Annotated in this window: 19 protein-coding genes; 4 read left to right on the top strand and 15 right to left on the bottom strand. The window is 64.9% G+C overall.

What is annotated here, in order from left to right; all coding sequences use genetic code 11:
* Window positions 1-186 precede the first annotated feature (186 nt).
* From FR728_RS00855 to FR728_RS00840, 4 genes are all read right to left on the bottom strand, one after another.
* Window positions 187-1686 carry a phosphomannomutase/phosphoglucomutase gene (locus tag FR728_RS00855; protein ID WP_149890773.1) on the bottom strand — a complete coding sequence of 500 codons (1500 nt, stop codon included), beginning with the start codon at window positions 1684-1686 and terminating at the stop codon, window positions 187-189.
* 69 nt (window positions 1687-1755) lie between these two features.
* Window positions 1756-2283 (bottom strand): retropepsin-like aspartic protease family protein, encoded by a 528-nt coding sequence (locus FR728_RS00850; protein WP_149890772.1) that lies wholly within the window; start codon window positions 2281-2283, stop codon window positions 1756-1758.
* Window positions 2284-2470: 187 nt separating this feature from the next.
* Window positions 2471-3100, bottom strand: coding sequence for a uracil phosphoribosyltransferase (gene upp / locus FR728_RS00845; RefSeq protein WP_149890771.1), 630 nt, complete (start codon window positions 3098-3100; stop codon window positions 2471-2473).
* Window positions 3101-3160: 60 nt separating this feature from the next.
* On the bottom strand, window positions 3161-4489 hold the full coding sequence (locus FR728_RS00840; RefSeq protein ID WP_149890770.1) for a DUF1688 family protein: 1329 nt from the start codon (window positions 4487-4489) through the stop codon (window positions 3161-3163).
* A 277-nt stretch (window positions 4490-4766) separates the two neighbouring features.
* On the opposite strand from FR728_RS00840, the gene FR728_RS00835 reads away from it, so the two are divergent.
* A complete protein-coding gene (locus tag FR728_RS00835) occupies window positions 4767-6080 on the top strand; it encodes an MFS transporter (RefSeq protein WP_149890769.1) in 1314 nt (437 codons plus the stop codon).
* A gap of 55 nt (window positions 6081-6135) precedes the next feature.
* Here FR728_RS00835 and FR728_RS00830 read toward each other — a convergent pair whose 3' ends face one another.
* From FR728_RS00830 to FR728_RS00780, 11 genes are all read right to left on the bottom strand, one after another.
* On the bottom strand, window positions 6136-7128 hold the full coding sequence (locus FR728_RS00830) for an adenosine deaminase (RefSeq protein WP_149890768.1): 993 nt from the start codon (window positions 7126-7128) through the stop codon (window positions 6136-6138).
* A gap of 79 nt (window positions 7129-7207) precedes the next feature.
* The gene (locus FR728_RS00825; RefSeq protein WP_149890767.1) at window positions 7208-8431 is read right to left on the bottom strand and encodes a phosphopentomutase; all 1224 of its coding nucleotides are present in this window, start codon (window positions 8429-8431) and stop codon (window positions 7208-7210) included.
* Window positions 8432-8512: 81 nt separating this feature from the next.
* Window positions 8513-9829: a thymidine phosphorylase gene (gene deoA, locus FR728_RS00820; protein WP_149890766.1), complete on the bottom strand. Its 1317-nt coding sequence runs from the start codon at window positions 9827-9829 to the stop codon at window positions 8513-8515.
* A gap of 1 nt (window position 9830) precedes the next feature.
* Window positions 9831-10610, bottom strand: coding sequence for a deoxyribose-phosphate aldolase (deoC, locus tag FR728_RS00815; protein WP_149890765.1), 780 nt, complete (start codon window positions 10608-10610; stop codon window positions 9831-9833).
* Window positions 10603-11415 carry a purine-nucleoside phosphorylase gene (locus tag FR728_RS00810; RefSeq protein ID WP_149890764.1) on the bottom strand — a complete coding sequence of 271 codons (813 nt, stop codon included), beginning with the start codon at window positions 11413-11415 and terminating at the stop codon, window positions 10603-10605. Before FR728_RS00810 ends, deoC begins: the two co-directional genes overlap by 8 nt.
* 32 nt (window positions 11416-11447) lie before the next feature.
* On the bottom strand, window positions 11448-11846 hold the full coding sequence (gene cdd / locus FR728_RS00805) for a cytidine deaminase (protein ID WP_149890763.1): 399 nt from the start codon (window positions 11844-11846) through the stop codon (window positions 11448-11450).
* Window positions 11843-12820 (bottom strand): ABC transporter permease, encoded by a 978-nt coding sequence (locus FR728_RS00800; RefSeq protein ID WP_149890762.1) that lies wholly within the window; start codon window positions 12818-12820, stop codon window positions 11843-11845. Before FR728_RS00800 ends, cdd begins: the two co-directional genes overlap by 4 nt.
* A gap of 9 nt (window positions 12821-12829) precedes the next feature.
* A complete protein-coding gene (locus tag FR728_RS00795; RefSeq protein ID WP_149890761.1) occupies window positions 12830-13936 on the bottom strand; it encodes an ABC transporter permease in 1107 nt (368 codons plus the stop codon).
* The gene (locus FR728_RS00790) at window positions 13933-15495 is read right to left on the bottom strand and encodes an ABC transporter ATP-binding protein (RefSeq protein ID WP_149890760.1); all 1563 of its coding nucleotides are present in this window, start codon (window positions 15493-15495) and stop codon (window positions 13933-13935) included. Before FR728_RS00790 ends, FR728_RS00795 begins: the two co-directional genes overlap by 4 nt.
* Before the next feature lie 267 nt (window positions 15496-15762).
* Window positions 15763-16761 (bottom strand): BMP family lipoprotein, encoded by a 999-nt coding sequence (locus FR728_RS00785; protein ID WP_149890759.1) that lies wholly within the window; start codon window positions 16759-16761, stop codon window positions 15763-15765.
* 74 nt (window positions 16762-16835) lie between these two features.
* The gene (locus FR728_RS00780) at window positions 16836-17819 is read right to left on the bottom strand and encodes a sugar-binding transcriptional regulator (RefSeq protein WP_149890758.1); all 984 of its coding nucleotides are present in this window, start codon (window positions 17817-17819) and stop codon (window positions 16836-16838) included.
* Window positions 17820-18405: 586 nt separating this feature from the next.
* Between FR728_RS00780 and FR728_RS00775 the strand changes: the two genes are divergently transcribed.
* The 3 genes from FR728_RS00775 (at window position 18406) to FR728_RS00765 (ending at window position 20914) form a co-directional block, all read left to right on the top strand.
* The gene (locus tag FR728_RS00775) at window positions 18406-19251 is read left to right on the top strand and encodes a DUF1194 domain-containing protein (protein WP_208998603.1); all 846 of its coding nucleotides are present in this window, start codon (window positions 18406-18408) and stop codon (window positions 19249-19251) included.
* 164 nt (window positions 19252-19415) lie between these two features.
* Window positions 19416-19859 (top strand): methylglyoxal synthase, encoded by a 444-nt coding sequence (locus FR728_RS00770; protein ID WP_149890757.1) that lies wholly within the window; start codon window positions 19416-19418, stop codon window positions 19857-19859.
* Window positions 19856-20914, top strand: coding sequence for a glucokinase (locus FR728_RS00765; protein WP_149890756.1), 1059 nt, complete (start codon window positions 19856-19858; stop codon window positions 20912-20914). The genes FR728_RS00770 and FR728_RS00765 overlap by 4 nt, the downstream gene beginning before the upstream one ends.
* Window positions 20915-20935 lie beyond the last annotated feature (21 nt).

Below are 20935 nucleotides of genomic sequence, written 5' to 3'. Positions count from 1 at the left end.
CGCCATGCGCGCATCGCTGGCGGCAGGGTTTCGCTCCCGGTGCTTCGTCTTTAGGCCAGAATCCGGGGCGCAGAAAGGACGATCTCGCCGTCAGATGGCAGGACGCACCGGCTTTTGCGGCAGGTTGAAACAGCAACGGGCTGCCCCGAGGGACAGCCCGCCGCCAAAATGCTCGTGTGCCAGACCTCAGATGGTCTGGTTGTATTCGCCGACTTCCGGGTTCTCGCGCAGCACCGCATCAACCGCCTTGAACATCTCGTGCAGACGTTCCTTGGCGACCGGGCTTTCCACCACGACCACCAGTTCCGGCTTGTTGGAGGAGGCGCGCACCAGGCCCCAGGTGCCGTCTTCGGTGACGACGCGAATGCCGTTGACGGTGATCAGATCGATGATCGACTGGCCACCGACCTTCTCGCCCTTTTCCTTCATTTCGGTGAAGCGGGCGACCACGCGGTCCACGACCTCATACTTGATCTCGTCGTCGCAGTGGGGCGACATGGTCGGAGAGCCGTAGGTGGTCGGCAGATCACGGCGCAGGTCGGCCATGGTCTTGTCCGGGTTGCGGTCCAGCATGTCGAGGATGGCAATGGCCGAGACCAGGCCGTCGTCATAGCCGCGGCCGATCGGGGCGTTGAAGAAGTAGTGACCCGACTTCTCGAAGCCGACGATGGCGTTGAGCTCGGTCACCCGGCGCTTGATGTAGGAATGACCGGTCTTGAAATAGTCGGTCTTCGCGCCGTTGGCCTTGAGCACCGGATCGGTGTTGAAGAGGCCGGTCGACTTCACGTCCACCACGAACTGGGCGTTGGGGTGGAGGGCGGAGATGTCGCGGGCGAGCATCACGCCGACCTTGTCGGCGAAGATCTCCTCGCCTTCATTGTCCACCACGCCGCAGCGGTCGCCGTCGCCGTCGAAGCCGAGGCCCACTTCCGCGCCGGTTTCCAGAACCTTGTCACGCAGGGCATGAAGCATCTTCATGTCCTCCGGGTTCGGGTTGTAGCGCGGGAAGGTGTGGTCCAGCTCGGCATCCAGCGGAATGACTTCCGCGCCGAGCATTTCCAGGATCTTCGGAGCAAAGGCGCCAGCCGTGCCGTTGCCGCAGGCGGCGACGATCTTGATCGGGCGCTTCAGCTTGGGGCGATCGGTCAGATCCTTGATGTAGATCTCCGGGAAGCCCTGGACGAAGCGATAGCTGCCACCGCCCTTGAGGTTGAACTCCGCGCCGAGCACGATTTCCTTGAGGCGGCCCATTTCGTCCGGACCAAAGGTGAGCGGGCGGTTGATGCCCATCTTCACGCCGGTCCAGCCGTTGTCGTTGTGCGAGGCGGTGATCATGGCCACGGCCGGGACATCCAGCGCGAACTGGGCGAAATAGGCCATGGGCGACAGGGCGAGGCCAATGTCGTGCACGTTGATGCCGGCGGCCAGAAGGCCGTTGATCACCGCGTTCTTGATGGTCGCCGAGTAGGAACGGAAGTCGTGACCGACGACGATGTCGGGTCGAACGCCACGCTCGTGCATGAGGGTGCCGATCCCCATGCCCAGCGCCTGCATGCCCATCAGGTTGATTTCCTTCTCGAACAGCCAGCGCGCGTCATATTCGCGGAAGCCGGTCGGCTTAACCATCGGAAGGGACTCGTAGTCGTAGGTGTTGGGCTGGAGGGATGCCAGCGGCTTGGGAAACATTGAAGACCTCGTGTGATGAAAATGCGGAAATGAGGTTTTGGAGAATGCCTTTACGGAAACTAATATCGTCTACTGAACAAGTAACAGGGTGTCGTCCGAAAAATCAAACCGACGCAACATGTTCAGGGCCGACATTCCGAAGAGCGGCGTTCCCAGGGATTGATCGCGGATGACCATGGCCTCCACATCGCGCAGGCGGATCGGACCGATGCGAAGATCATCGATGCGCGTCGCTGCGGCGCTGGTTTCGCCATTGGCCGTCCGGACGGGGACCGTATAGGCAGAAGATTGCAGGATTATGCCAGCCTCCTCGGCAACACTTTCTGGCAGAGCCACCGTCGAAGCCCCCGTATCCACGAGCATCTCGACGGGCTGACCGTTGATGATGACATCCAGCACATAATGGCCATTGCGTGACCGGCCGATGCGAAAGGCCTTCTCGCCCTCCGTTTCACGCTCGTCATCTCTGGCGCGCTCGTCCCGGACCGGACGTTCGCCCGAACCCGAGAGGAAGAGCGCACCGTCCCCGGAGAGGAAATGCGGCACGAGCGGAACGGTTGCGCACAGAAACAGGGCCAGAAGCAGATAGCGGAACATCAGGACACTCACCGGTCGAGATGGATGCCATCCTGACAGCAAACACTTCCGATTTTCTAAAGGCCGACCGGCAATTCTGCCGAGGTCCCTGGCGCTTTCGACTGGCAAGCCCCGGCATCAAAAAACGCCCGGAACCTGACGGGTCCCGGGCGTTCGCGAAACGGTCGGGCCTTCGAGGCCCCTGTCCTTACTTGGTGCCGTACATGCGGTCGCCCGCATCACCCAGACCCGGAACGATATAGCCCTTCTCGTTGAGCTTCTCGTCGATGGAAGCGGTGAAGATCGGCACGTCCGGATGGGCCTTGTTGAACTTTTCGATGCCCTCGGGCGAGGCCAGCAGGCAGAGGAAGCGCAGGTTGTTGGCGCCGCGTTCCTTCAGCTTGTCCACGGCGGCAATAGCCGAATTGGCGGTCGCCAGCATGGGATCGACGACAATCACAAGGCGCTCGTTCAGGTGCTCGGGGGCCTTGAAGTAATATTCGACCGGCTCGAGGGTCTTCGGATCGCGGTAAAGACCGATATGCGCGACGCGGGCCGCCGGCACCAGGTCCAGCATGCCTTCCAGCAGGCCGTTGCCGGCACGCAGAACCGAGGCGAAGACCAGCTTCTTGCCATCGAGGATCGGCGCATCCATTTCCTGGATCGGGGTTTCGATGCGATGCATCACCACCGGCAGGTCGCGGGTGACCTCGTAGCACAGCAGAAGGGAGATCTCCCGCAGAAGACGGCGGAACCCCTGGGTCGAGGTTTCCTTCTTGCGCATGATCGTCAGCTTGTGCTGGACCAGCGGATGATTGACGACGGTAGCTCCGGACATGCTTGCCTCTCTTCTTTCGGCCCCCTTCGGCGGAGGCGTGATACCTTCACTTGCGTTCTGCTATGCCTGCAATGGTAGCCAAAAAACACCCCTGTCAGCGAGGAAACTTGCCAGCTCGCGCGTCGAACCCGAGTTTTCCAGAGTTGCGGCCCTCGCGAGAGGGCGGGTGCCGGCTTCGAGGATCAGGGTCAGGGGCAGATCCTCCGCTTCCACCTCGAAGATCGCGCGCACCTTCTGCGCCAGGAGATCGACGGCCGCGAGGGTCAGGGCCCGCGCGATGGCAAGCCGGGCCTGCGGATCGGCTGCAAGACCCGCCCCCTCTGTCGCCGGTGACAACGCAAGGACGCCTGCCTGCTGCATCAGGGCCAGATGCGCGAGGTCGGCCGGTGGGGGAACAACCTCCAGATCCTCCAGCGCGAGACCGATCCAGGCCAGAGGCTCCAGCAGGCTGAAGACCATGGCGGACAGCGGCGCCTGCAGCGCCACCGCATGACCGGCGGTCGTGCCGTCCGGCGCCGGCAGGGTGAGACATTCCGACAGTGCGCCGGCCTTCAGTGCGCCGGCCTCCCCAGATGCCGGGTTGCAGGGCCAGGCGTCCGCGAGCAGAAGATCGCCAAGCCGCGCGCCTCCCGTCCAGAGGGGGGCAAGCCCGTTGTGGAGCAGGCGAAACAGGGCTCCCGCGTCGAGAGCCTCCTGCGTATCGCCTTCCTCCAGCGCCTTGAGCAGCGCATGGGCGGGACGCAGTGCCCCACCCCGGTTGAAGAGGTCGGGGCGCATGACGATGACCTCGCCGAGGCGCACCAGATGCCCGTGCAGCTGACGGGCGTGGGCGGAAGGCTCGGCCTCACCGTCCAGCGCCATGGCGAAGTCGGACAGGCTCAGGGTGGTGAGAGACGCGGCATCCACCCGCAAGGGCCGGGCCGGATCCTGCGAGAAATGGCCCTGTGCCAGCAGGGCGAGCGCTGCGACGGACAGTCCGGCAGATCCGCTCACCTCCTTGCCGGAGAAGGGATCGGCGAAGCTCCAGCCGGCGGGTGCGGACACCTGGAAAACGCTCGCCAGGATCGCCAGATCAGCGCTCGCCAGCAGGAACTCCTCGGGACCTGCGAACCCCTGACTGCCGGTCGCGATCCCGAAGCGGTCGATGTCGTCGGCCTCCAGCGCGCGCCAGATGCCGCTGGGGGGAAACTGCAGATCGGGCCAGTCTGCGCGCATGCGTTTCGCCACCTGCTCGGCAAGCGCGTCCAGCGCGGCCGGGTCGACCGTCAGCCCGGCGAAATCGCCGCGCACTGCGGCTTCCCAGATCCGACGGGCCTGGGCGCGGATGCGAACGGGATCGGAGGTGGCTTCGGCCTGCGGACCGGGCGCAGTCTGCGCGGGGCTGGACATTCAACGTTCCTGATCTGTCGGGCCAATTCACAAGCAAAACCTGCGAGGGCACGTTTCGGCCCTTGCATCCTGGCGCAGATGCGGGAACCATTGCGCAACCGCTTTGTTGCCTTTCTGACCCCTTGGGGCGACCCGCGCGTTATCCCGCCTTTTGGTCGCCTTGACAACCGTCGTGCACCAGCATCCGACAAAGGCACGACACGGCCCGTTTCAGTCCGCCTGCGGACACACGGAGCAGGCTTTCCGAGACCCAGCCGAACCGACTAGACAGGTAGACATGTCCGCGATCGTTTCCATTTCCGCCCTCCTGATCGGATCCGCCCTGCTGCTGCTGGCCGGAGGCCTGCACGGCCTGCTGCTGCCCTTGCGCGGTCTGCATGAAGGCTTCTCCGACAGTTCTCTCGGTCTTCTGGGGGCCGGATGGGCTGCCGGTTACATGATCGGCTGTCTGGTGGTGCCGATCATCGTGAAGCGCGTCGGCCACACCCGCAGCTTCGGGGCCCTGTGCTCGCTGGCGGGGATCACCCTGCTGCTCAACCTGCTGCTGATGGAACCGCTGGCCTGGATCCTCCTGCGCTCCCTGTCGGGCTTCTGCTTTGCCGGGGCCGCGATGATCGTGGAAAGCTGGCTGAACGAACGCACCACGCCCAAGACGCGCGGCCGGGTCTTCGGCATCTACACGATGATCAACCTGGGGGCGACGACCCTTGGCCAGATGCTGCTGACCCTGGGCGATCCCACTGGATTCGTCTTCTTTGTCATCGGCTCGATCATCTACTCGCTGGCCCTGCTGCCCACGGCGCTCTCCACCGCTGCCAGCCCCCAGCCCCTGACCCAGGCCCGGCTCGACCCCAAGCTGCTGTGGCGCAACTCTCCCATCGCGGTGCTGGCGATCTTCATGGTCGGCATTTCCAACGGCACCTTCGGAACGCTGGGCGCCGTCTATGGCCGCCGGGTGGGTCTTGAGGTCTCGGATGTCGCGATCATGATGTCGCTGGCCCTGCTTGCCGGAGCGCTGGTGCAGATCCCGGTCGGCTATGCCTCGGACCGCCTCGACCGGCGTCTCGTGCTGGTGGCCATGGCGCTGCTGGCGATGGCCATCGGCTTCACGCTGACGATGTTCGGCGGCCAGAGCGCGGTCGTGACCATCGCCCTGATCACGGCCTTTGGAGGCATGATCTATTCCATGTATCCGGTGATCCTCGCCCATGCGAGCGACCATGCGGAGCCCGGCGACTTTCTCAAGACCAGCGGCGGTCTGCTGCTGATCTTCGGCACCGGAACCATGGTCGGACCGGTTGTCGCCGCACCGCTGATGTCCGCGACCAGCCCCAGCGCCTTGTTCCAGATCACGGCGGCCGCTCATCTGTCGATCATCGTCTTTGCGATCTGGCGCATGACCCAGCGGGCTGCGCTCGCCAGCGAAGACAAGACCGACTTCGTGGTGAACATCGCATCGGCGCGCTTCGCCACGCCGGAGACCTCCGTGCTCGATCCGCGCTCGCCGGACGAGCCGCAGAACGAAGACCCGTCCTACCGGGACCCGGTGGAGGATGAGGTTCCGGCCGACGAAGAGGCTCCGCGCCCGTAACGGCGAGCGCAGCCTGCCAGCTTATTGCAAGGTTACAGCGCTGCGGAGCCCGCCCTCAGGCCGTGGCGCTTTCCAGCCGGACGATGAGCCGCTGCTTGGTGGCCGCGTCGCAGAAGGCGGATTCGATGGCGGTGCGCGTCACCGCGATCTGATCCGCCTCGCTCCAGCCGAAGGTCTTGGCAACAGAGGAATATTCCTTGCCGAGCGTGGTGTGGAAGAAGGGCGGATCGTCGGAATTGAGCGTCACCCGCACCCCTGCCTTGCGCAGCAGGTTGACCGGGTGGAAGCGCAGCACCGAATAGACGCCGAGGGCCGTGTTCGATCCCGGGCAGCATTCGAGCACGATCCGGTCCCGCACAAGGCGTTCCACAAGGGCCTTGTCCTCGATGGCGCGCACCCCGTGACCCAGCCGCTTCACCCGCAGGAAATCGAGCGCCGCGACGATGCTCTCCGGGCCGCCGAACTCTCCCGCATGGGCGGTCAGGCCAAGGCCGGCGTCGCCCGCCATGCGGAAGGCCTTGGCGAAATTCGCGGGATGACCGTCGCGCTCGTCGCCGGCCAGACCGAATCCGGTGACCAGACGATGGGGTGCGGCGATCACTTCCCTGGCAACGCGCTCCACGGCGGCCGCCCCGAAATGGCGCACGCCGATGGCGATCATCCGGCCCTCGATGCCGGTCGCCTCCTTGGCGCGCTCGATGCCGGTGGCCAGACCCTCCACATAGCTTGCATAGGACAATCCGGCGGCGCGGGCATGATCGGGCGAGATGAAGACCTCGCCATAGATCGCACCCTCGGCGGCGAGCATGCGGAAATAGGTCTCGCTCAGCTCGGCATAATCGGCCGGCGTGCGGAACACGGACGAGGCCAGGTCATAGGCCTGCAGGAAGCTGGTGAAATCCGTCCAGACATAGCGGCGGCGCGCGTCGATGATCGGCGACACGTCAACCCCATACTGCTCCGCCTTGCGCAGAACGAGGCTGGGGGGTGCCGCGCCCTCGATATGGCAATGCAATTCCGCCTTGGGCACCGTCACATGTTCGCTCATGCCGCCTCACGTCTGCATCAGGGGATCGCGCACCGGCGGCGCGAACGATTCCCCTGCCGGGAAACCGTAGCGCGCGCGGTCAGCGAAGGAAACTCCGGCCATGGGGGCCTTGTTCGAGATCCAGATGTTCGGCAATCGTCTCGCCGATATCCGCATAGGTCGTGCGGCCGCCGATGGAACGGCCCGCAATGCCCGGTCCGGTCGCCAGAACGGGCACATGTTCGCGCGTATGGTCCGAGCCCTGCCAGGTCGGGTCGCAGCCGTGGTCGGCCGTCAGAACCAGCAGATCGCCGGGCTGAAGCCGGGCGATGAGTTCCGGCAGGCGGCGATCGAAATGCTCGAGGGCGGCCGCATAACCCGGCACATCGCGGCGATGACCGTAGAGGCTGTCGAAGTCGATGAAGTTGGTGAAGACCAGATCGCCCTCACCCGCCATGTCCACGGCCTCGAGGGTCTTGTCGAAGAGCTGGTCGTTGCCCGCGCCCTTCAGGACGGCCGTCGGACCCTGATGGGCGAAGATGTCGGAAATCTTGCCGACGGTGATCACCTTTCGACCGGCCTTGTTGGCCCGGTCCAGAAGGGTCGGCTCGGGCGGCAGGACCGAATAGTCGCGACGGTTCGCCGTGCGGACGAAGTCGGCAGAGGTCTCGCCCACGAAGGGACGGGCGATGACGCGGCCGATGTTGTAGGGATCCACCAGCTCGCGGGTGATCTCGCACAGGCGATAGAGCCGCTCGAGGCCGAAATGCTCCTCGTGGGCTGCGATCTGCACCACAGAATCGCCACTGGTGTAGAAGATCGGCTTGCCGGTGCGCAGGTGTTCCTCGCCCAGCTCCTCGATGATCACCGTGCCGGAGGCATGACGGTCCCCGAGGATGCCGTCGATGTCGGAGGCCGCGATGATCTTCTCGATCAGCTCTGCCGGGAAGGTGGGAATGGTGTCGGGGAAATAGCCCCAGTCGAAGCGCACCGGAACCCCGGCGATCTCCCAATGACCGGAGGGCGTGTCCTTGCCGTTGGAGACTTCGGCGGCATAGCCGTGGAGCCCTTCGGGGGTCGCGACCTCGTCCAGACCGGGCAGATGCTTGCCGGTGGACAGGCGCGCTGCAGCGCCCAGCCCCAGACGGTCCATGTTGGGCAGGCTCAGCGGCCCGGCGCGCAGGCCCTCGCGGTCGCCCTTGCCGGCAGCACAGGCCTCGGCGATGTGACCCAGGGTGTCCGACCCGGCATCCCCGAAGGCGGTCGCATCTTCAGCGCCGCCGATTCCAAAGCTGTCGAGCACACACAGGATGGCACGGGACATGGGATTTCCCTTCCTTCTTGCCGGCCGGGAATAGTCCCGCGCCGACCCTTTGTTCTTTTTCTTTTCGCAGGAGCGCGCCGGTCAGGGCGCGATCCGCTCCACAACGGCTGCGCGCTCCGGCACATCCGCGGCCGCGCCCAGGCGATAGGCCTTGCGCAGGGCACGGGTGGCCATTTCCACCTGCTCCGGCGTGCGGGCATGGACGAGGGCAATCGGGGCATCCGCATCGACCGTGTGGCCGACACCGGCCAGCTCGGTCAGGCCGACGGCCGGGTCGATCACGTCGGCAGCGGCCTTGCGGCCCCCGCCCAGTTCGACCACGGCAACGCCCACGGCGCGGGCATCGATGCCAACAACCGTTCCATGCTCTTCCGCATAGACTGGCGCGATGATCGGTGCCTTTTCCAGATAGAGTTCCGACTTCTCCATGAAGTCGGCCGGACCACCGAGAGCGGTGACCATCTGGGCGAATTTCTCCGCAGCCGCACCGCTTTCGAAGGCGGCGGCCAGCTTGGCCCGGCCATCGGCAGGGTCGCTCGCCAGCCCGCCGGTGACGAGAAGCTCTCCGCCCTGTGCCACGGTCACGTCCCAGAGACGGCTGTCGATATGGGTGCCTTTCAGGAAGTCGACAGCGTTCTGCATTTCCACAGCATTGCCGGCAGCAGAGGCGAGCGGCTCATTCATGTCGGTCAGCAGGGCCGTGGTCTTCAGGCCCGCCCCGTTGGCGACCAGAACCAGGCTTTCGGCCAGCGCCCGGGCGGCATCCAGCTCGGCCATGAAGGCGCCGGTGCCCCACTTGACGTCGAGAACCAGACCCTGAAGGCCGGCGGCCAGCTTCTTGGAGAGGATCGACGCCGTGATGAGGTCGAGGCTTTCCACGGTGCCGGTCACATCGCGGATGGCATAGAAGCGCTTGTCGGCAGGGGCGAGATTGCCCGTCTGACCGATGACCGCGCAGCCCACCTCGGCCACCACCTTCTTGAAGAGGGCGTTGTCCGGCTGGGTCTTGTAGCCGGGAATGCTGTCGAACTTGTCGAGCGTGCCGCCGGTGTGACCGAGGCCGCGTCCGGAGATCATGGGCACCGCCGCGCCACAGGCCGCCAGAGCCGGTGCCAGCATCAGGGAGACGTTGTCGCCCACGCCGCCGGTGGAGTGCTTGTCGAGAACCGGGGCCTCGATGCCGGACCAGTCCATCACGTCGCCGCTGTCGCGCATGGCCAGCGTCAGCGCCACGCGCTCGTCGACGGTCAGGCCCTTGAAGAAGACCGCCATGGCGAGGGCGGCCACCTGGCCTTCGGTGATGGAGCCGTCAGCCAGCCCCTTGACGAAGAAGGCGACTTCCTCGGCGCTCAGCACGCCGCCATCCCGCTTCTTGCGGATCAGTTCCTGAGGCAGCATGTCAGTAGCCCTCCCCTGCGCCCGCACCGGAGCCGTTGATGGTGCCGATCAGGGCATCGAGCAGGCCGCTCGCGCCGAAGCGGAACGTGGCGGCACTGACCCAGTTGTGACCAAGGATGCTGTCGGCGAGCTTCAGATAGGCCGCCGCATCTTCCAGGGTGCGAATGCCGCCGGCCGGCTTGAAGCCCACGTCCTTGAGCTGATCGCGCCGGGTTTCCTCGATGACGGTCAGCATGATCTCGGCCGCCTCCAGGGTGGCGTTGACCGAGACCTTGCCGGTGGAGGTCTTGATGAAGTCCGCGCCGGCGCCGATGGCGATCTGGGATGCCTGATGGATCAGGAGCGGATCCTTGATCTCGCCGGTCTCGAGAATGACCTTGAGCTGCTTCGGAGCCGGAATTTCGGCCCGAATGCGGATGATCATCTCTTCGGCGAAGCCCTTGCGGCCCGCCAGGAAGGCCTTGTAGGGCATCACGAGATCGATCTCGTCGGCACCATCGTCAAGCGCCTGACGGGTCTCCTCAATGACGGCCAGCAGATCGTCGCCGCCATGGGGGAAGTTGACGACGGTCGCAACGCGCACACCCGTACCGCGCAGTTCCATCACGGACTGGGCGACGAACCGCGGCCAGACGCAGACGGCCGCGACGGAGCCATGCTCCCCGACAGCCCGGTTGCACAGGGTGGTGATGTCGGCTGCGGTGCAGTCGTCATTGAGATTGGTGAGGTCGACCAGCCCGAGCGCGCGCTTGGCCAGGTCCACCTGATTGGTGTCACTCATTGCCGATTTCCTTCACGAAGCCGCGCACCAGCTGCTTCATCCGGTCCATGCCGGTGAGCGCCACGCTCTTCGTCTCGTCGTGGGACAGGGCCGTGGCCTGCATGCCGGCCCCGTAATTGGTGATGATGGACATGGCCGCGACGCGCATGCCGAGGAACCGGGCCATGATGACTTCCGGAACCGTGGACATGCCGACCGCATCGGCCCCCAGACCGCGCGCCATGCGAATTTCGGCCGGCGTCTCGAAGGACGGGCCGGAGAACCACATGTAGACGCCCTCGGCCACATCTTCGCCGGTCTCGCGGGCGACCTTCTTCATGGTGTCGCGAAGATCGGCGTCATAGGCCGCGCTCATGTCGAGGAAGCGACTCTCGTCTTCCTCGCCGATCAGCGGGTTCAGACCCGACCAGTTGATGTGGTCGGAGATGAGCATGGGGGAGCCGGGAGTCACCTCTTGGCGCAGGGAGCCCGCGGCATTGGTCGCCAGCAGGATGTCGCAGCCGAGTTCCTTCAGGGTCTCGACCGGCGTGCGCATGACGGAGGGATTGCCGCTCTCGTAATAGTGGGCGCGACCGGACAGGATCGCGACAGGCACACCGCACAGGGTGCCGGCGACCAGCTCGCTGGAATGGGAAGTCACGGTGGACACCGGAAACTCGGGCAGCTTGTTGTAGGAGATGCGCACCGCATCCTCGACCTCATCGGCCAGGGTGCCCAGGCCAGAGCCCAGGATCATGCCGATCCGGTAGGAGCCGGGGCGCGCGGCGCGGACGATCTCCGCGCATTCACGACCAAAACCGCTCATGTGATCATACCTTCGTTTGTCCGGCCTTGTGATCAGGCCTTGTCTTCCTTGAGAACGAACCCGGCGGGCAGAAGCTCCGCGACGGTCAGCGTGCGGCGGATGCCGTCCAGGTTCGCGATGTGGACCTTCACGTCCGGTCCGGCAAATTCGCTCAGCTTCTGGCGGCAACCGCCGCAGGGGGAGCAATTGTCCGCGTCACCGATGACGACGACTTCCGCGATTTTGCGGCTGCCGCCGAGCACCATGGCGCTGATGGCGCCGCCCTCGGCGCAGACGCCTTCCGGATAGGCGCCGTTTTCCACGTTGCAGCCGCAGAAGACCTTGCCGTCGGTGGTCAGAATGGCCGCACCCACCAGAAAGTTGGAATAGGGCGCATAGGCCATGGTCCGGGCTGCCTTGGCCTTTTCGAACAGCTCGTCGACGATGCTCATGACCGTTCCTTCAGATAGGGGACGCCCGAAGCCTTGGGCGGAATGGCCTTGCCGATGAAGCCTGCGAGCAGGATCACGGTCAGGATGTAGGGAAGCGTCTGGAACACCTGCACCGGAACCTCGCCGATCATCGGGATCGACTTGCCCTGCAGACGGATCGCCATGGCATCGAGGAAGCCGAAGAGCAGGCAGGCATACATGGCATTCACCGGCCGCCACTTGGCGAAGATGAGGGCCGCCAGCGCGATGTAGCCCTTGCCCGCCGTCATGTCGCGGATGAAGCCGGAGGACTGGGCGATCGACAGGTAGCTGCCCGCCACACCGGTGAGGATGCCGCAGATCACGACCGCACGGTAGCGCAGCAGCACCACCGAGATGCCGGCCGTATCCACTGCGGCCGGGTTTTCGCCCACGGCGCGCAGGCGCAGGCCGAAGCGGGTGCGGAACAGGATCCACCAGGTCAGGGGCACGGCGGCGAAGGCCAGATAGACCAGAATGTTATGGCCGGAAATCAGCTCGGAATAGAGCGGACCGAGCACCGGCACATCGCGGACGGCTTCGGCGCCGGGCAGGATCACCTCACCGAAACGGCCGCCCTGGGGCAGGGTCGGCGTGCGGCCGCCCTGGCTGAACCAGGCCTGTCCGAGAAGCACGGTAAGACCGGCGGCAAGGAAGTTGATGGCCACGCCGGAAACGATCTGGTTGCCGCGATTGGTGATGGAGGCAAAGCCGTGGATGAGGGCCAGCCCCACCGCCACGCCGATGCCCGCCAGCAGGCCGAGCCAGGCATTCGAGGTCAGATAGGCCACCGCACCCGCGCCGAAGGCGGCGCCGAGCATCTTGCCTTCCAGGCCGATGTCGACCACGCCGGAGCGTTCCGAATAGAGACCCGCCAGACAGGCCAGCAGGAGCGGCGTCGACAGGCGAAGGGTGGAGTCCAGAAGAAGGATCAGGGTCTGATAGGCGTCAAGCATCGTCGTCTCCTAGCCTGCCTGAACCGCGGGCGCGCGGCTGGGGGTGAAGATCCGGACGATGGCCGGACGGAAGAGGTTTTCGAGAGCCCCGGCGAAGAGGATGACGAGGCCCTGGATCACGATGATCATGTCGCGGCTGATGGCCGGCATCTCGAAGGCCAGTTCCGCACCGCCCTGATAGAGCATGCCGAAGAGGATGGCCGCGAGGATGATCCCCACCGGATGGGCACGCCCCATGAGCGCCACCGCAATGCCGACGAAGCCGTAACCGGCCACGAACTCGATCAGCAGGCGATGCTGGGAGCCCATGATCTCGTTCAGGGCCATCATGCCAGACAGGCCGCCGGAAATGAGCATGGTGATGATGATGATGCGCGCCGGCGACATGCCCGCATAGACCGCTGCCGTGGCATTGGCGCCGAAGGAGCGGATCTCGTAGCCCAGGCGCGTGCGCCAGATGATCACCCAGACCAGCGCGCTGGCGATGAGCGCCAGCACGAGGGCGAGGTTCACCGGAGCGGTGCCGAAGTCGACCAGAGACTGGATGTCATTCAGGAAGGGCAGACGGCCGCCCTCCTCGAAGGTGCGGGTCTCGGGCTGCATGGAGCCGGGCTTGGCCAGCACGTTCACCAGCAGATAGACCATCAGCGAATAGGAGATGAAGTTGAACATGATCGTCGTGATGACGATGTGGCTGCCGCGCTTGGCCTGAAGCCAGGCGGGGATGAAGGCCCAGGCCGCGCCCATGACGGCCGCCCCGGCCACGGCCACCGGCAGGGTCACCCACCAGGGCACGATCCGGTCCAGCGCCAGACAGGCCAGGGCGACGCCCAGACCGCCCACATAGGCCTGACCTTCGCCGCCGATGTTGAACAGCCCGGCGTGGAAGGCCACGGCGACGGCAAGCCCGGTGAAGATGAAGTTGGTGGCGTAGAACAAGGTGAAGCCGACGCCTTCACCGAAGCCCAGCGCGCCCCAGATGAGCACACGCACCGCGTCGATGGGGTTCTCGCCGATCAGCAGCACCACCAGGCCCGACACCAGGAAGGCGGCGATCAGGTTGATCAAGGGAATGAGGCCGTAGTCGACCCAACGGGGGAGCTGTCCCGCGCTCATGCTTTTTCTCCCGCAACGGCGCCGCTGGCGGCGCCCTGGTCCTGGACGCCCGCCATCAGCAGGCCGAGTTCGGTCTCGTCGGCACCCGCCTCGCGCTCGCCCACGATCGCACCGTCGAACATGACGAGAATCCGGTCGGCGAGGGAGCGGATCTCGTCCAGCTCGACGGAGACGAGCAGGATCGCCTTGCCTTCGTCGCGCAGCTCGATGAGACGCTTGTGAATGAATTCGATGGCGCCGATGTCGACGCCGCGTGTCGGCTGACCGACCAGAAGCACATCCGGATCTCGCTCGATCTCGCGGGCGAGGACGATCTTCTGCTGGTTGCCGCCGGAGAAATTGGCCGTCCGCAGATCCGTGCTCGGCGGGCGGATGTCGTATTTCTCGATGGCCTCGCGGGCTTCCTGCTTGATCGCCGCAATGTCGAGGAGCAGGCCCTTGGCGTATTTCTCGGACCGGTGATAGCCGAGCACCGCATTCTCGTATTCGGCGAAGGAGTTGATCAGGCCCATGCGGTGACGGTCTTCCGGCACATGGCCCATGCCCTTTTCACGCATCAGCGCCGGGTCGATGTCCATTGTGGCCAGATCCAGGGTCTCGCTCCGGATGCTCAGGCGGCCCGAATCCGCCTTGCGGATGCCGGCGAGGGCCTCGAGCAGCTCGGACTGGCCATTGCCGGAGACGCCGGCGATGCCGACGATTTCGCCGGCCTTCACCTTGAACGAAATGTCCTTGACGACCCGGACACCGCGCGCGTCGGTGACATTCAGGTCTTCCACCTCGAGAATGGTGCCCATGGGATCGGCCGGCGTCTTCTCCACATGGAGGAGCACGCTGCGGCCGACCATCTGTTCCGCCAGCTCTTCCATGGAGGTTTCGGCGGTCTTCAGGGTCGCGACCATCTCGCCGCGGCGCATGACGGAGACCGTGTCGGTGATCGCCATGATCTCGCGCAGCTTGTGGGTGATCAGCAGGACCGTCTTGCCCTGATCGCGCAGCACTTCGAGGATCTTGAAGAGGTGATCGGCTTCCGCTGGGGTCAGCACGCCGGTGGGTTCGTCGAGGATCAGGATCTCGGCGCCGCGATAGAGGGCCTTGAGGATCTCGACACGCTGCTGGAGCCCGACGGGCAGATCACCGACAACCGCATCCGGATCGACCTTGAGGCCATATTCCTGCTCGAGGCGGCGCAGTTCCTGGCGCGCCTTGCGGGTGCCGCCGGACAGGGTTGCCCCGTCTTCGGCGCCCAGGATGACGTTCTCGAGGACCGTGAAGGGATCCACCAGCATGAAATGCTGGTGCACCATGCCGATGCCCAGATCGATCGCCTGACGGCTGTCGGCAATGCGCACCTCGCGACCGTCCACGTGGATGGATCCGCTGTCGGCCTGATAGAAGCCGTAGAGGATCGACATCAGGGTGGACTTGCCGGCCCCATTCTCGCCGATGATGCCGTGAATCGAGCCCTTGCCGACCAGAAGGTCGATGTTCCTGTTGGCATGAACGGGGCCGAAGCTCTTGTTCACGCCCCGCAATTCGATGGCTGGTGTCTCGCTCATGCGCCGCGCCCCGCTGCTGTTGTTCTTCTCATTTCTTGTTCGTCCGATCCCGGCACGGCATGCCGCGCGCCGCCGCGCGCCCTGACTGCCTGCCCGATTTGCCGCCCCGGCCGGATGTGCGGCCAGGACCTGTTCAGGATCTCTGCGGAAGCGCTCGCCTGGGCGATCGCTTGCGCCGGGATCCGCCATCCCGCAAGAAGCTGCGGGAAACCGAAGATCCCGTGCACCGAGGCACGGCGCACGGGATCCATCACGGAACCAACCCGATTACGGGCAGGTGTTGTCAGCCATGTAGTCGTGCACGACCACGGTGCCGGAGATGATGTCGGCCTTGGCCTTCTCCACGGCAGCCTTCATGTCGGCGTTGACCAGCGACGCGTTGTTGTCGTCGAGGGCCCAATCCACGCCACCTTCGGCCAGACCGAGAACCTGCACGCCGGAGCTCCAGGCGTCGTTCTTGGCATCTTCGAAGGTCTTGGCGACGGCCACGTCAACGCGCTTCAACATGGAGGTCAGGACGGAGCCCGGGAACAGGCCGTTCTGGTTGGAGTCCACGCCGATGCCGAGCTTGCCGGCGTCGTGAGCAGCCTGCAGAACACCGATGCCGGTGCCGCCAGCGGCGTGATAGACAACGTCTGCGCCCTTGTCGAACTGGGACTTGGCCAGTTCGCCGCCCTTGACCGGGTCGTTCCAGGCCGCGCCGGTGTCACCGGTCATGTTTTCGAAGACTTCGGCATCGGACTTCACGGACATGACGCCCTGCTTGTAGCCGCAGGCGAACTTGCGGATCAGGCCGATGTCCATGCCGCCGACGAAGCCGACCTTGCCGGTCTTGGAAGCAAGAGCTGCAGCCACACCGACGATGTAGGAGCCTTCATGCTCCTTGAAGACGATGGAGCGCACGTTCGGCAGGTCGATCACGCTGTCGACGATGGCGAACTGGATGTCCGGGAACTCCTTGGCGACCTTCTCAACCGCGTTGGCCTGGGAGAAGCCGATGGCGATGATCGGGCTCTGGCCGCGCTTGGCGAAGTTGCGCAGGGCCTGTTCGCGCTGAGCGTCGTTCTGGATTTCGAAGTCGCGGTAACCGATGCCGGTGTCCGCCTTGAACTTTTCAGCGCCGGTGAAGGCAGCTTCATTGAAAGACTTGTCGAACTTGCCGCCCAGGTCGTAGAGCACGGCCGGGTTGATGTCTGCGGCCATGGCGGCAGCAGAGAACGCCAGACCCGCCAGGGTCGAGACGCTGATCGTCAGGAGCTTCTTCACGCTTTTGTCCTCCGACATTACGCGGGCCCGGTATGGACCCCTGTAAATGACTTCCCCTCGGAACCCGCCCGGTTTCAGGCCGTGCGGGCCAGCTTTGATCCGACCATCTTCTTCAGAGCCCGTGCAAGGGTCTCGTCGGCGATCAGGTCGGTTATGACACCCGTGCGCAGGGCTGCAAGAACGGCAGTTGCCTTGCTTTCCCCACCCACCAGTGCAATCACGCGGGCACCCTTGACCTCATCGAAATGAAGCCCGACGGCGCAATCCCCCAGGGGGGCGGATGCCTCTTCGCCGTCGATTGTCAGAAAACGCCCCATCAGGTCGCAGACCGCGCCGCTGCGGGCCAGATCGCTCTCCTCGTCGCGGCTGATCATGCCGCGCTGAATGAGGTGACCTTCCTTCTCCACCGAGCCGATGCCGATGATGAAGACATCTGCCTGACGGGCGCGGCGCATGACTTCCTGAACGCTCTTCTGGGACAGGAAGACCCGCTTTTCCTCTTCGTTGGCCGCGAAATAGGGCACCGGAAGATAGTAGCCCTCGCCGCCGACACGGGCCTGCAGGAGCTGCACCACGTCATAGGGATTGGCTGAAAGGGAGCGCGTCAGGGATCCGCAGATCGACACGATCTCCAGATCGTCCCGGGTCTGGCGGGACACGGCCTCGAAGGCGGCCTTCAGAGTGCGGCCCATGCCCACGCCGACGCGGCGCACTTCGGGAGCGGCCAGAAGGGACGAGAGCACCTGGCCTGCGGCGGAGGCCACCGCGCGGATGGCCGTGGACTGGTCCGCGCCACCCAGATCAGGCGCGATTGTGCAGCGCTTGAGGCCGAATTCCTCGCAGAAGAAGCTTTCCAGCTGGAGACACTCCAGCGGACGGCCTTCGATCTGGAACTTCACGAAGCCGGACTTCTGGGCGTGAGCAATGAGACGATGGACCTTGGCGCTGGAAATGCCCATCTCGGCAGCGATCTCGCCCTGCGTCCGGCCACCCACGAAGGAGAGCCAGGCCGCACGGATCGCCTGATAGGTCATCCAGTCCTCGTCACGTCCCTGCATGCGCCCTGCCCTGTTCCGGACGGAGACACCCCGGAGACGACGCCCCTGGAGACCCGACCAAGCCGAGGCCGCGAGAACCGGGAAACCACCCGCACCCGCGCCACGCCAAAACTGTTTACAGACAGCGAGACAAGTCCTCGAAAGGGATGCCCGTTCGAAAGAATCTTCACCCGCTGAGAATTTCTTCATTTTGCCCCGCGAGCCGCAAGCCGGTCAAGCACGAAACCCGCGAGAAACCCTGAATCCTGATGATTATCCCGACCTGCCCAAGGATTAACCATGAATTGGCGAAACTGACCTTGCGGCATGGGCAGCACCTGCCGCCGGCTTGCACAGGGCCGAAAGCGCCGGAGCTCAGGCCCGTGTCTGCGAAAAGATCCCATCAAGGAAAACACGATCTTTGCCAGCAACGCGAATCAGGCAAGTATTGAAACGTATTACCCTGCGAAAATCCGGCCAACCCATACGTCACTTTACCAGTACTACGTCATTTTGCCGAGAAACGAAGAGATAATCTTTTGCCATGAAACTGATTCCGGGGAGGTGAAAAGAACGACCGAACGGTCATGACATGAGGAGAACAGTCATGCGTCTCGACTTGTCCTGCAAGTTGCGTGGTCGCGTAGCCATGGTGGCGCTGGTCACCGGCCTGATCTCGGTATCCTCCCCTCCGGCCGAAGGCCGTGACTTCCGGCTGAATGGCCGGACCACTCATACCGCCGCCTACGACCCCTCCCGCGAGGTGGACGTGGAACTTCTTCTGGCGGTCGACATCTCCCAATCCATGGACACGGACGAACAGGAAGTGCAGCGCGCCGGATATGTGGCGGCCCTGACGTCCCGCGAGGTTCTCGATGCGATCAAGTACGGTCCCATCGGGCGCATCGCGGTTGCCTACATGGAATGGGGCGGAATGGGCGAGCAATACATGGTCGCCAACTGGGCGATCATCGAGGATGAGTCCTCGGCCCAGGCTTTTGCGGCCCAGATTGCCGAAGCCCCCCTGCGCCAAGTGCAGCGCACGTCCATCGCGGCGGCCCTGCAGAAGGCGGTCCAGCTGATGCAGGACAACGAATACGAGGGACTTCGCCAGGTGATCGACATTTCCGGAGACGGCCCGAACAACCAGGGCGGCTCCGTCACCAAGGCCCGGGACGAGCTGCTCACCTCAGGCCTCACCATCAACGGCCTGCCGCTGATGATGAAATCGACGGAAAGCGCCTGGCAGGCCATGCTGCATCTGGATCACTATTACGAGGATTGCGTGATCGGCGGACCCGGCTCGTTCGCCATTCCCGTACGCTCCAAGGAAGGGTTCGAATCCGCCATCCGGATGAAGCTCATCATGGAGATCGCGGGATTGAGCTTCGAGACGCCGCTGGTTCAGCGGGTTGCAGGTCGCGCGCCGATCCGATGCTCCATGTTCGACTGATTCCGGGCTCGAATAACGCCTGCTTGCCGGAACCGGCCTCGGGAGTGCGCGAAAAGGCGCGCATGAGCGGGTTTGCGTGCGGATCTGTCCTTTGCCTTCGCGATCAGGCGAGGTAAAGCTAGCCTCTCTTTAGACGGATCCAACTCCGGGAGGCTGGAAGCACCATGAGCGATGGCCACGACGCCCTGCCGACCCTGGCCCTTGTGGCGCATGACGCCAAGAAGGAGCTGTGTGTCGAATTCGCCCTGCGCAATCAGGAGAAGCTCGGGCATTTCAATCTGGTCGCCACCGGGACGACCGGCGGGCGCATTCTGGAAAAATGCCCCAACCTGCTGGTGCGCCGGCTGAAGAGCGGCCCGCTCGGCGGCGATCAGCAGATCGGCGCCATGATCGCCCAGGGCGAACTGCACGGCCTGTTCTTCTTCGTGGATCCCTTGAGCCCGATGCCTCACGACGTGGACATCAAGGCCCTGATGCGTCTTGCGCTCGTCTATGATATTCCGATGGCCCTCAATCTCTCGACGGCGGAAATTCTCCTGCGCTCGGCGCGGCTGCAGGGGCTGAAGACCTCGTCGAGCACTCCGGAAATCAAGCTTACCGCCTCATGAGTTTCATCAAGACCCCCGAGAGCGCCCTGCCCTTCCCCGTCCTGGTGGCGGATATCGGCGGGACCAACGCCCGTTTTGCCCTTGTGACCGGCCCGGACGCGGAGCTGCTGATCGCGCCTGCCACGGCGACGGCGGACCATCCCGACATTTCCTCTGCCATCGCCGCCAATCTCGGCCACTTCGGTGGCTTGCGGCCGCGCAGCGCCGTGGTGGCGGTGGCAGGCCCGGTGACCGGCGACCGGATCCCGCTGACCAACGCCGCCTGGGTGATCGAGCCGCGCGACATGATCGCCCGCCTGTCCCTGGACGACGTGATCATCCTGAATGACTTCGAGGCGCAGGCGCTGGCCCTTCCCGGCTACCGGGGCTCCGATATCGAGGCCATCGGCCCGTTCGATGCCTCAGGTATTGATACCGGTAACGCGACGAAATTCGTGCTCGGCCCGGGCACCGGGCTGGGCGCTGCGGCCATGATCCGCGCCATCGGCATGTGGATCCCCGTGCCCGGCGAGGGCGGTCACGTGGAAATCGGACCGGTGGATGCGGAGGATTATCGCATCTGGCCCCATATCGAACAGGTGGGCGGGCGCCTGGGCGCCGAGCAGATCCTCTCGGGCACCGGGCTGCCACGGCTGGCCCGCGGCGTTGAGGCCGCCCTCGGCCAGACCCGAAGCTTCCGGACCGCGGCCGACATCACCACGGCGGCAAGCGCGGGAGACGAAGTGGCCGTGAAGACGCTTCAGGTGTTCTCGCGCGCCCTTGGCCGGGTTGCGGGTGACTTCGCCCTCAGCCTGCTGGCCCGCGGCGGGGTCTATCTGACCGGGGGCGTGACGAGCCGCATCGACCGGTTCCTGACCGATGGCAGCTTCCGAGAGGCCTTTGAGGCGAAGGCGCCCCATGATGCGCTGATGCGGACCATCCCGACCTTCGTCGTCCGGCACCCCAACCCGGCACTGGAGGGGCTGGCCGCCTATGCCCGCGCGCCCCATGCCTTTGCGGTTGAAACCGGCGGACGGCGCTGGAAGGCCGCGCAGGCTCCCGAGCACGCCGGCTGACGGGCCCGCCCGCGAGGGCCT

The organism is Roseibium aestuarii, from assembly GCF_008477545.1.
In the GTDB taxonomy this organism is placed as follows: domain Bacteria; phylum Pseudomonadota; class Alphaproteobacteria; order Rhizobiales; family Stappiaceae; genus Roseibium; species Roseibium aestuarii.
Note: the sequence above shows the minus strand (reverse complement) of the source record. Positions and strands in the feature narration are given on the sequence as shown.

What these genes read in the sequence shown, in the direction of transcription:
- FR728_RS00855 (WP_149890773.1), bottom strand. Translation starts at nt 1,686, where the DNA reads ATGTTTCCCAAGCCGCTGGCATCCCTCCAGCCCAACACCTACGACTAC.
- FR728_RS00850 (WP_149890772.1), bottom strand. Translation starts at nt 2,283, where the DNA reads ATGTTCCGCTATCTGCTTCTGGCCCTGTTTCTGTGCGCAACCGTTCCG.
- upp (WP_149890771.1), bottom strand. Translation starts at nt 3,100, where the DNA reads ATGTCCGGAGCTACCGTCGTCAATCATCCGCTGGTCCAGCACAAGCTG.
- FR728_RS00840 (WP_149890770.1), bottom strand. Translation starts at nt 4,489, where the DNA reads ATGTCCAGCCCCGCGCAGACTGCGCCCGGTCCGCAGGCCGAAGCCACC.
- FR728_RS00835 (WP_149890769.1), top strand. Translation starts at nt 4,767, where the DNA reads ATGTCCGCGATCGTTTCCATTTCCGCCCTCCTGATCGGATCCGCCCTG.
- FR728_RS00830 (WP_149890768.1), bottom strand. Translation starts at nt 7,128, where the DNA reads ATGAGCGAACATGTGACGGTGCCCAAGGCGGAATTGCATTGCCATATC.
- FR728_RS00825 (WP_149890767.1), bottom strand. Translation starts at nt 8,431, where the DNA reads ATGTCCCGTGCCATCCTGTGTGTGCTCGACAGCTTTGGAATCGGCGGC.
- deoA (WP_149890766.1), bottom strand. Translation starts at nt 9,829, where the DNA reads ATGCTGCCTCAGGAACTGATCCGCAAGAAGCGGGATGGCGGCGTGCTG.
- deoC (WP_149890765.1), bottom strand. Translation starts at nt 10,610, where the DNA reads ATGAGTGACACCAATCAGGTGGACCTGGCCAAGCGCGCGCTCGGGCTG.
- FR728_RS00810 (WP_149890764.1), bottom strand. Translation starts at nt 11,415, where the DNA reads ATGAGCGGTTTTGGTCGTGAATGCGCGGAGATCGTCCGCGCCGCGCGC.
- cdd (WP_149890763.1), bottom strand. Translation starts at nt 11,846, where the DNA reads ATGAGCATCGTCGACGAGCTGTTCGAAAAGGCCAAGGCAGCCCGGACC.
- FR728_RS00800 (WP_149890762.1), bottom strand. Translation starts at nt 12,820, where the DNA reads ATGCTTGACGCCTATCAGACCCTGATCCTTCTTCTGGACTCCACCCTT.
- FR728_RS00795 (WP_149890761.1), bottom strand. Translation starts at nt 13,936, where the DNA reads ATGAGCGCGGGACAGCTCCCCCGTTGGGTCGACTACGGCCTCATTCCC.
- FR728_RS00790 (WP_149890760.1), bottom strand. Translation starts at nt 15,495, where the DNA reads ATGAGCGAGACACCAGCCATCGAATTGCGGGGCGTGAACAAGAGCTTC.
- FR728_RS00780 (WP_149890758.1), bottom strand. Translation starts at nt 17,819, where the DNA reads ATGCAGGGACGTGACGAGGACTGGATGACCTATCAGGCGATCCGTGCG.
- FR728_RS00775 (WP_208998603.1), top strand. Translation starts at nt 18,406, where the DNA reads ATGCGTCTCGACTTGTCCTGCAAGTTGCGTGGTCGCGTAGCCATGGTG.
- FR728_RS00770 (WP_149890757.1), top strand. Translation starts at nt 19,416, where the DNA reads ATGAGCGATGGCCACGACGCCCTGCCGACCCTGGCCCTTGTGGCGCAT.
- FR728_RS00765 (WP_149890756.1), top strand. Translation starts at nt 19,856, where the DNA reads ATGAGTTTCATCAAGACCCCCGAGAGCGCCCTGCCCTTCCCCGTCCTG.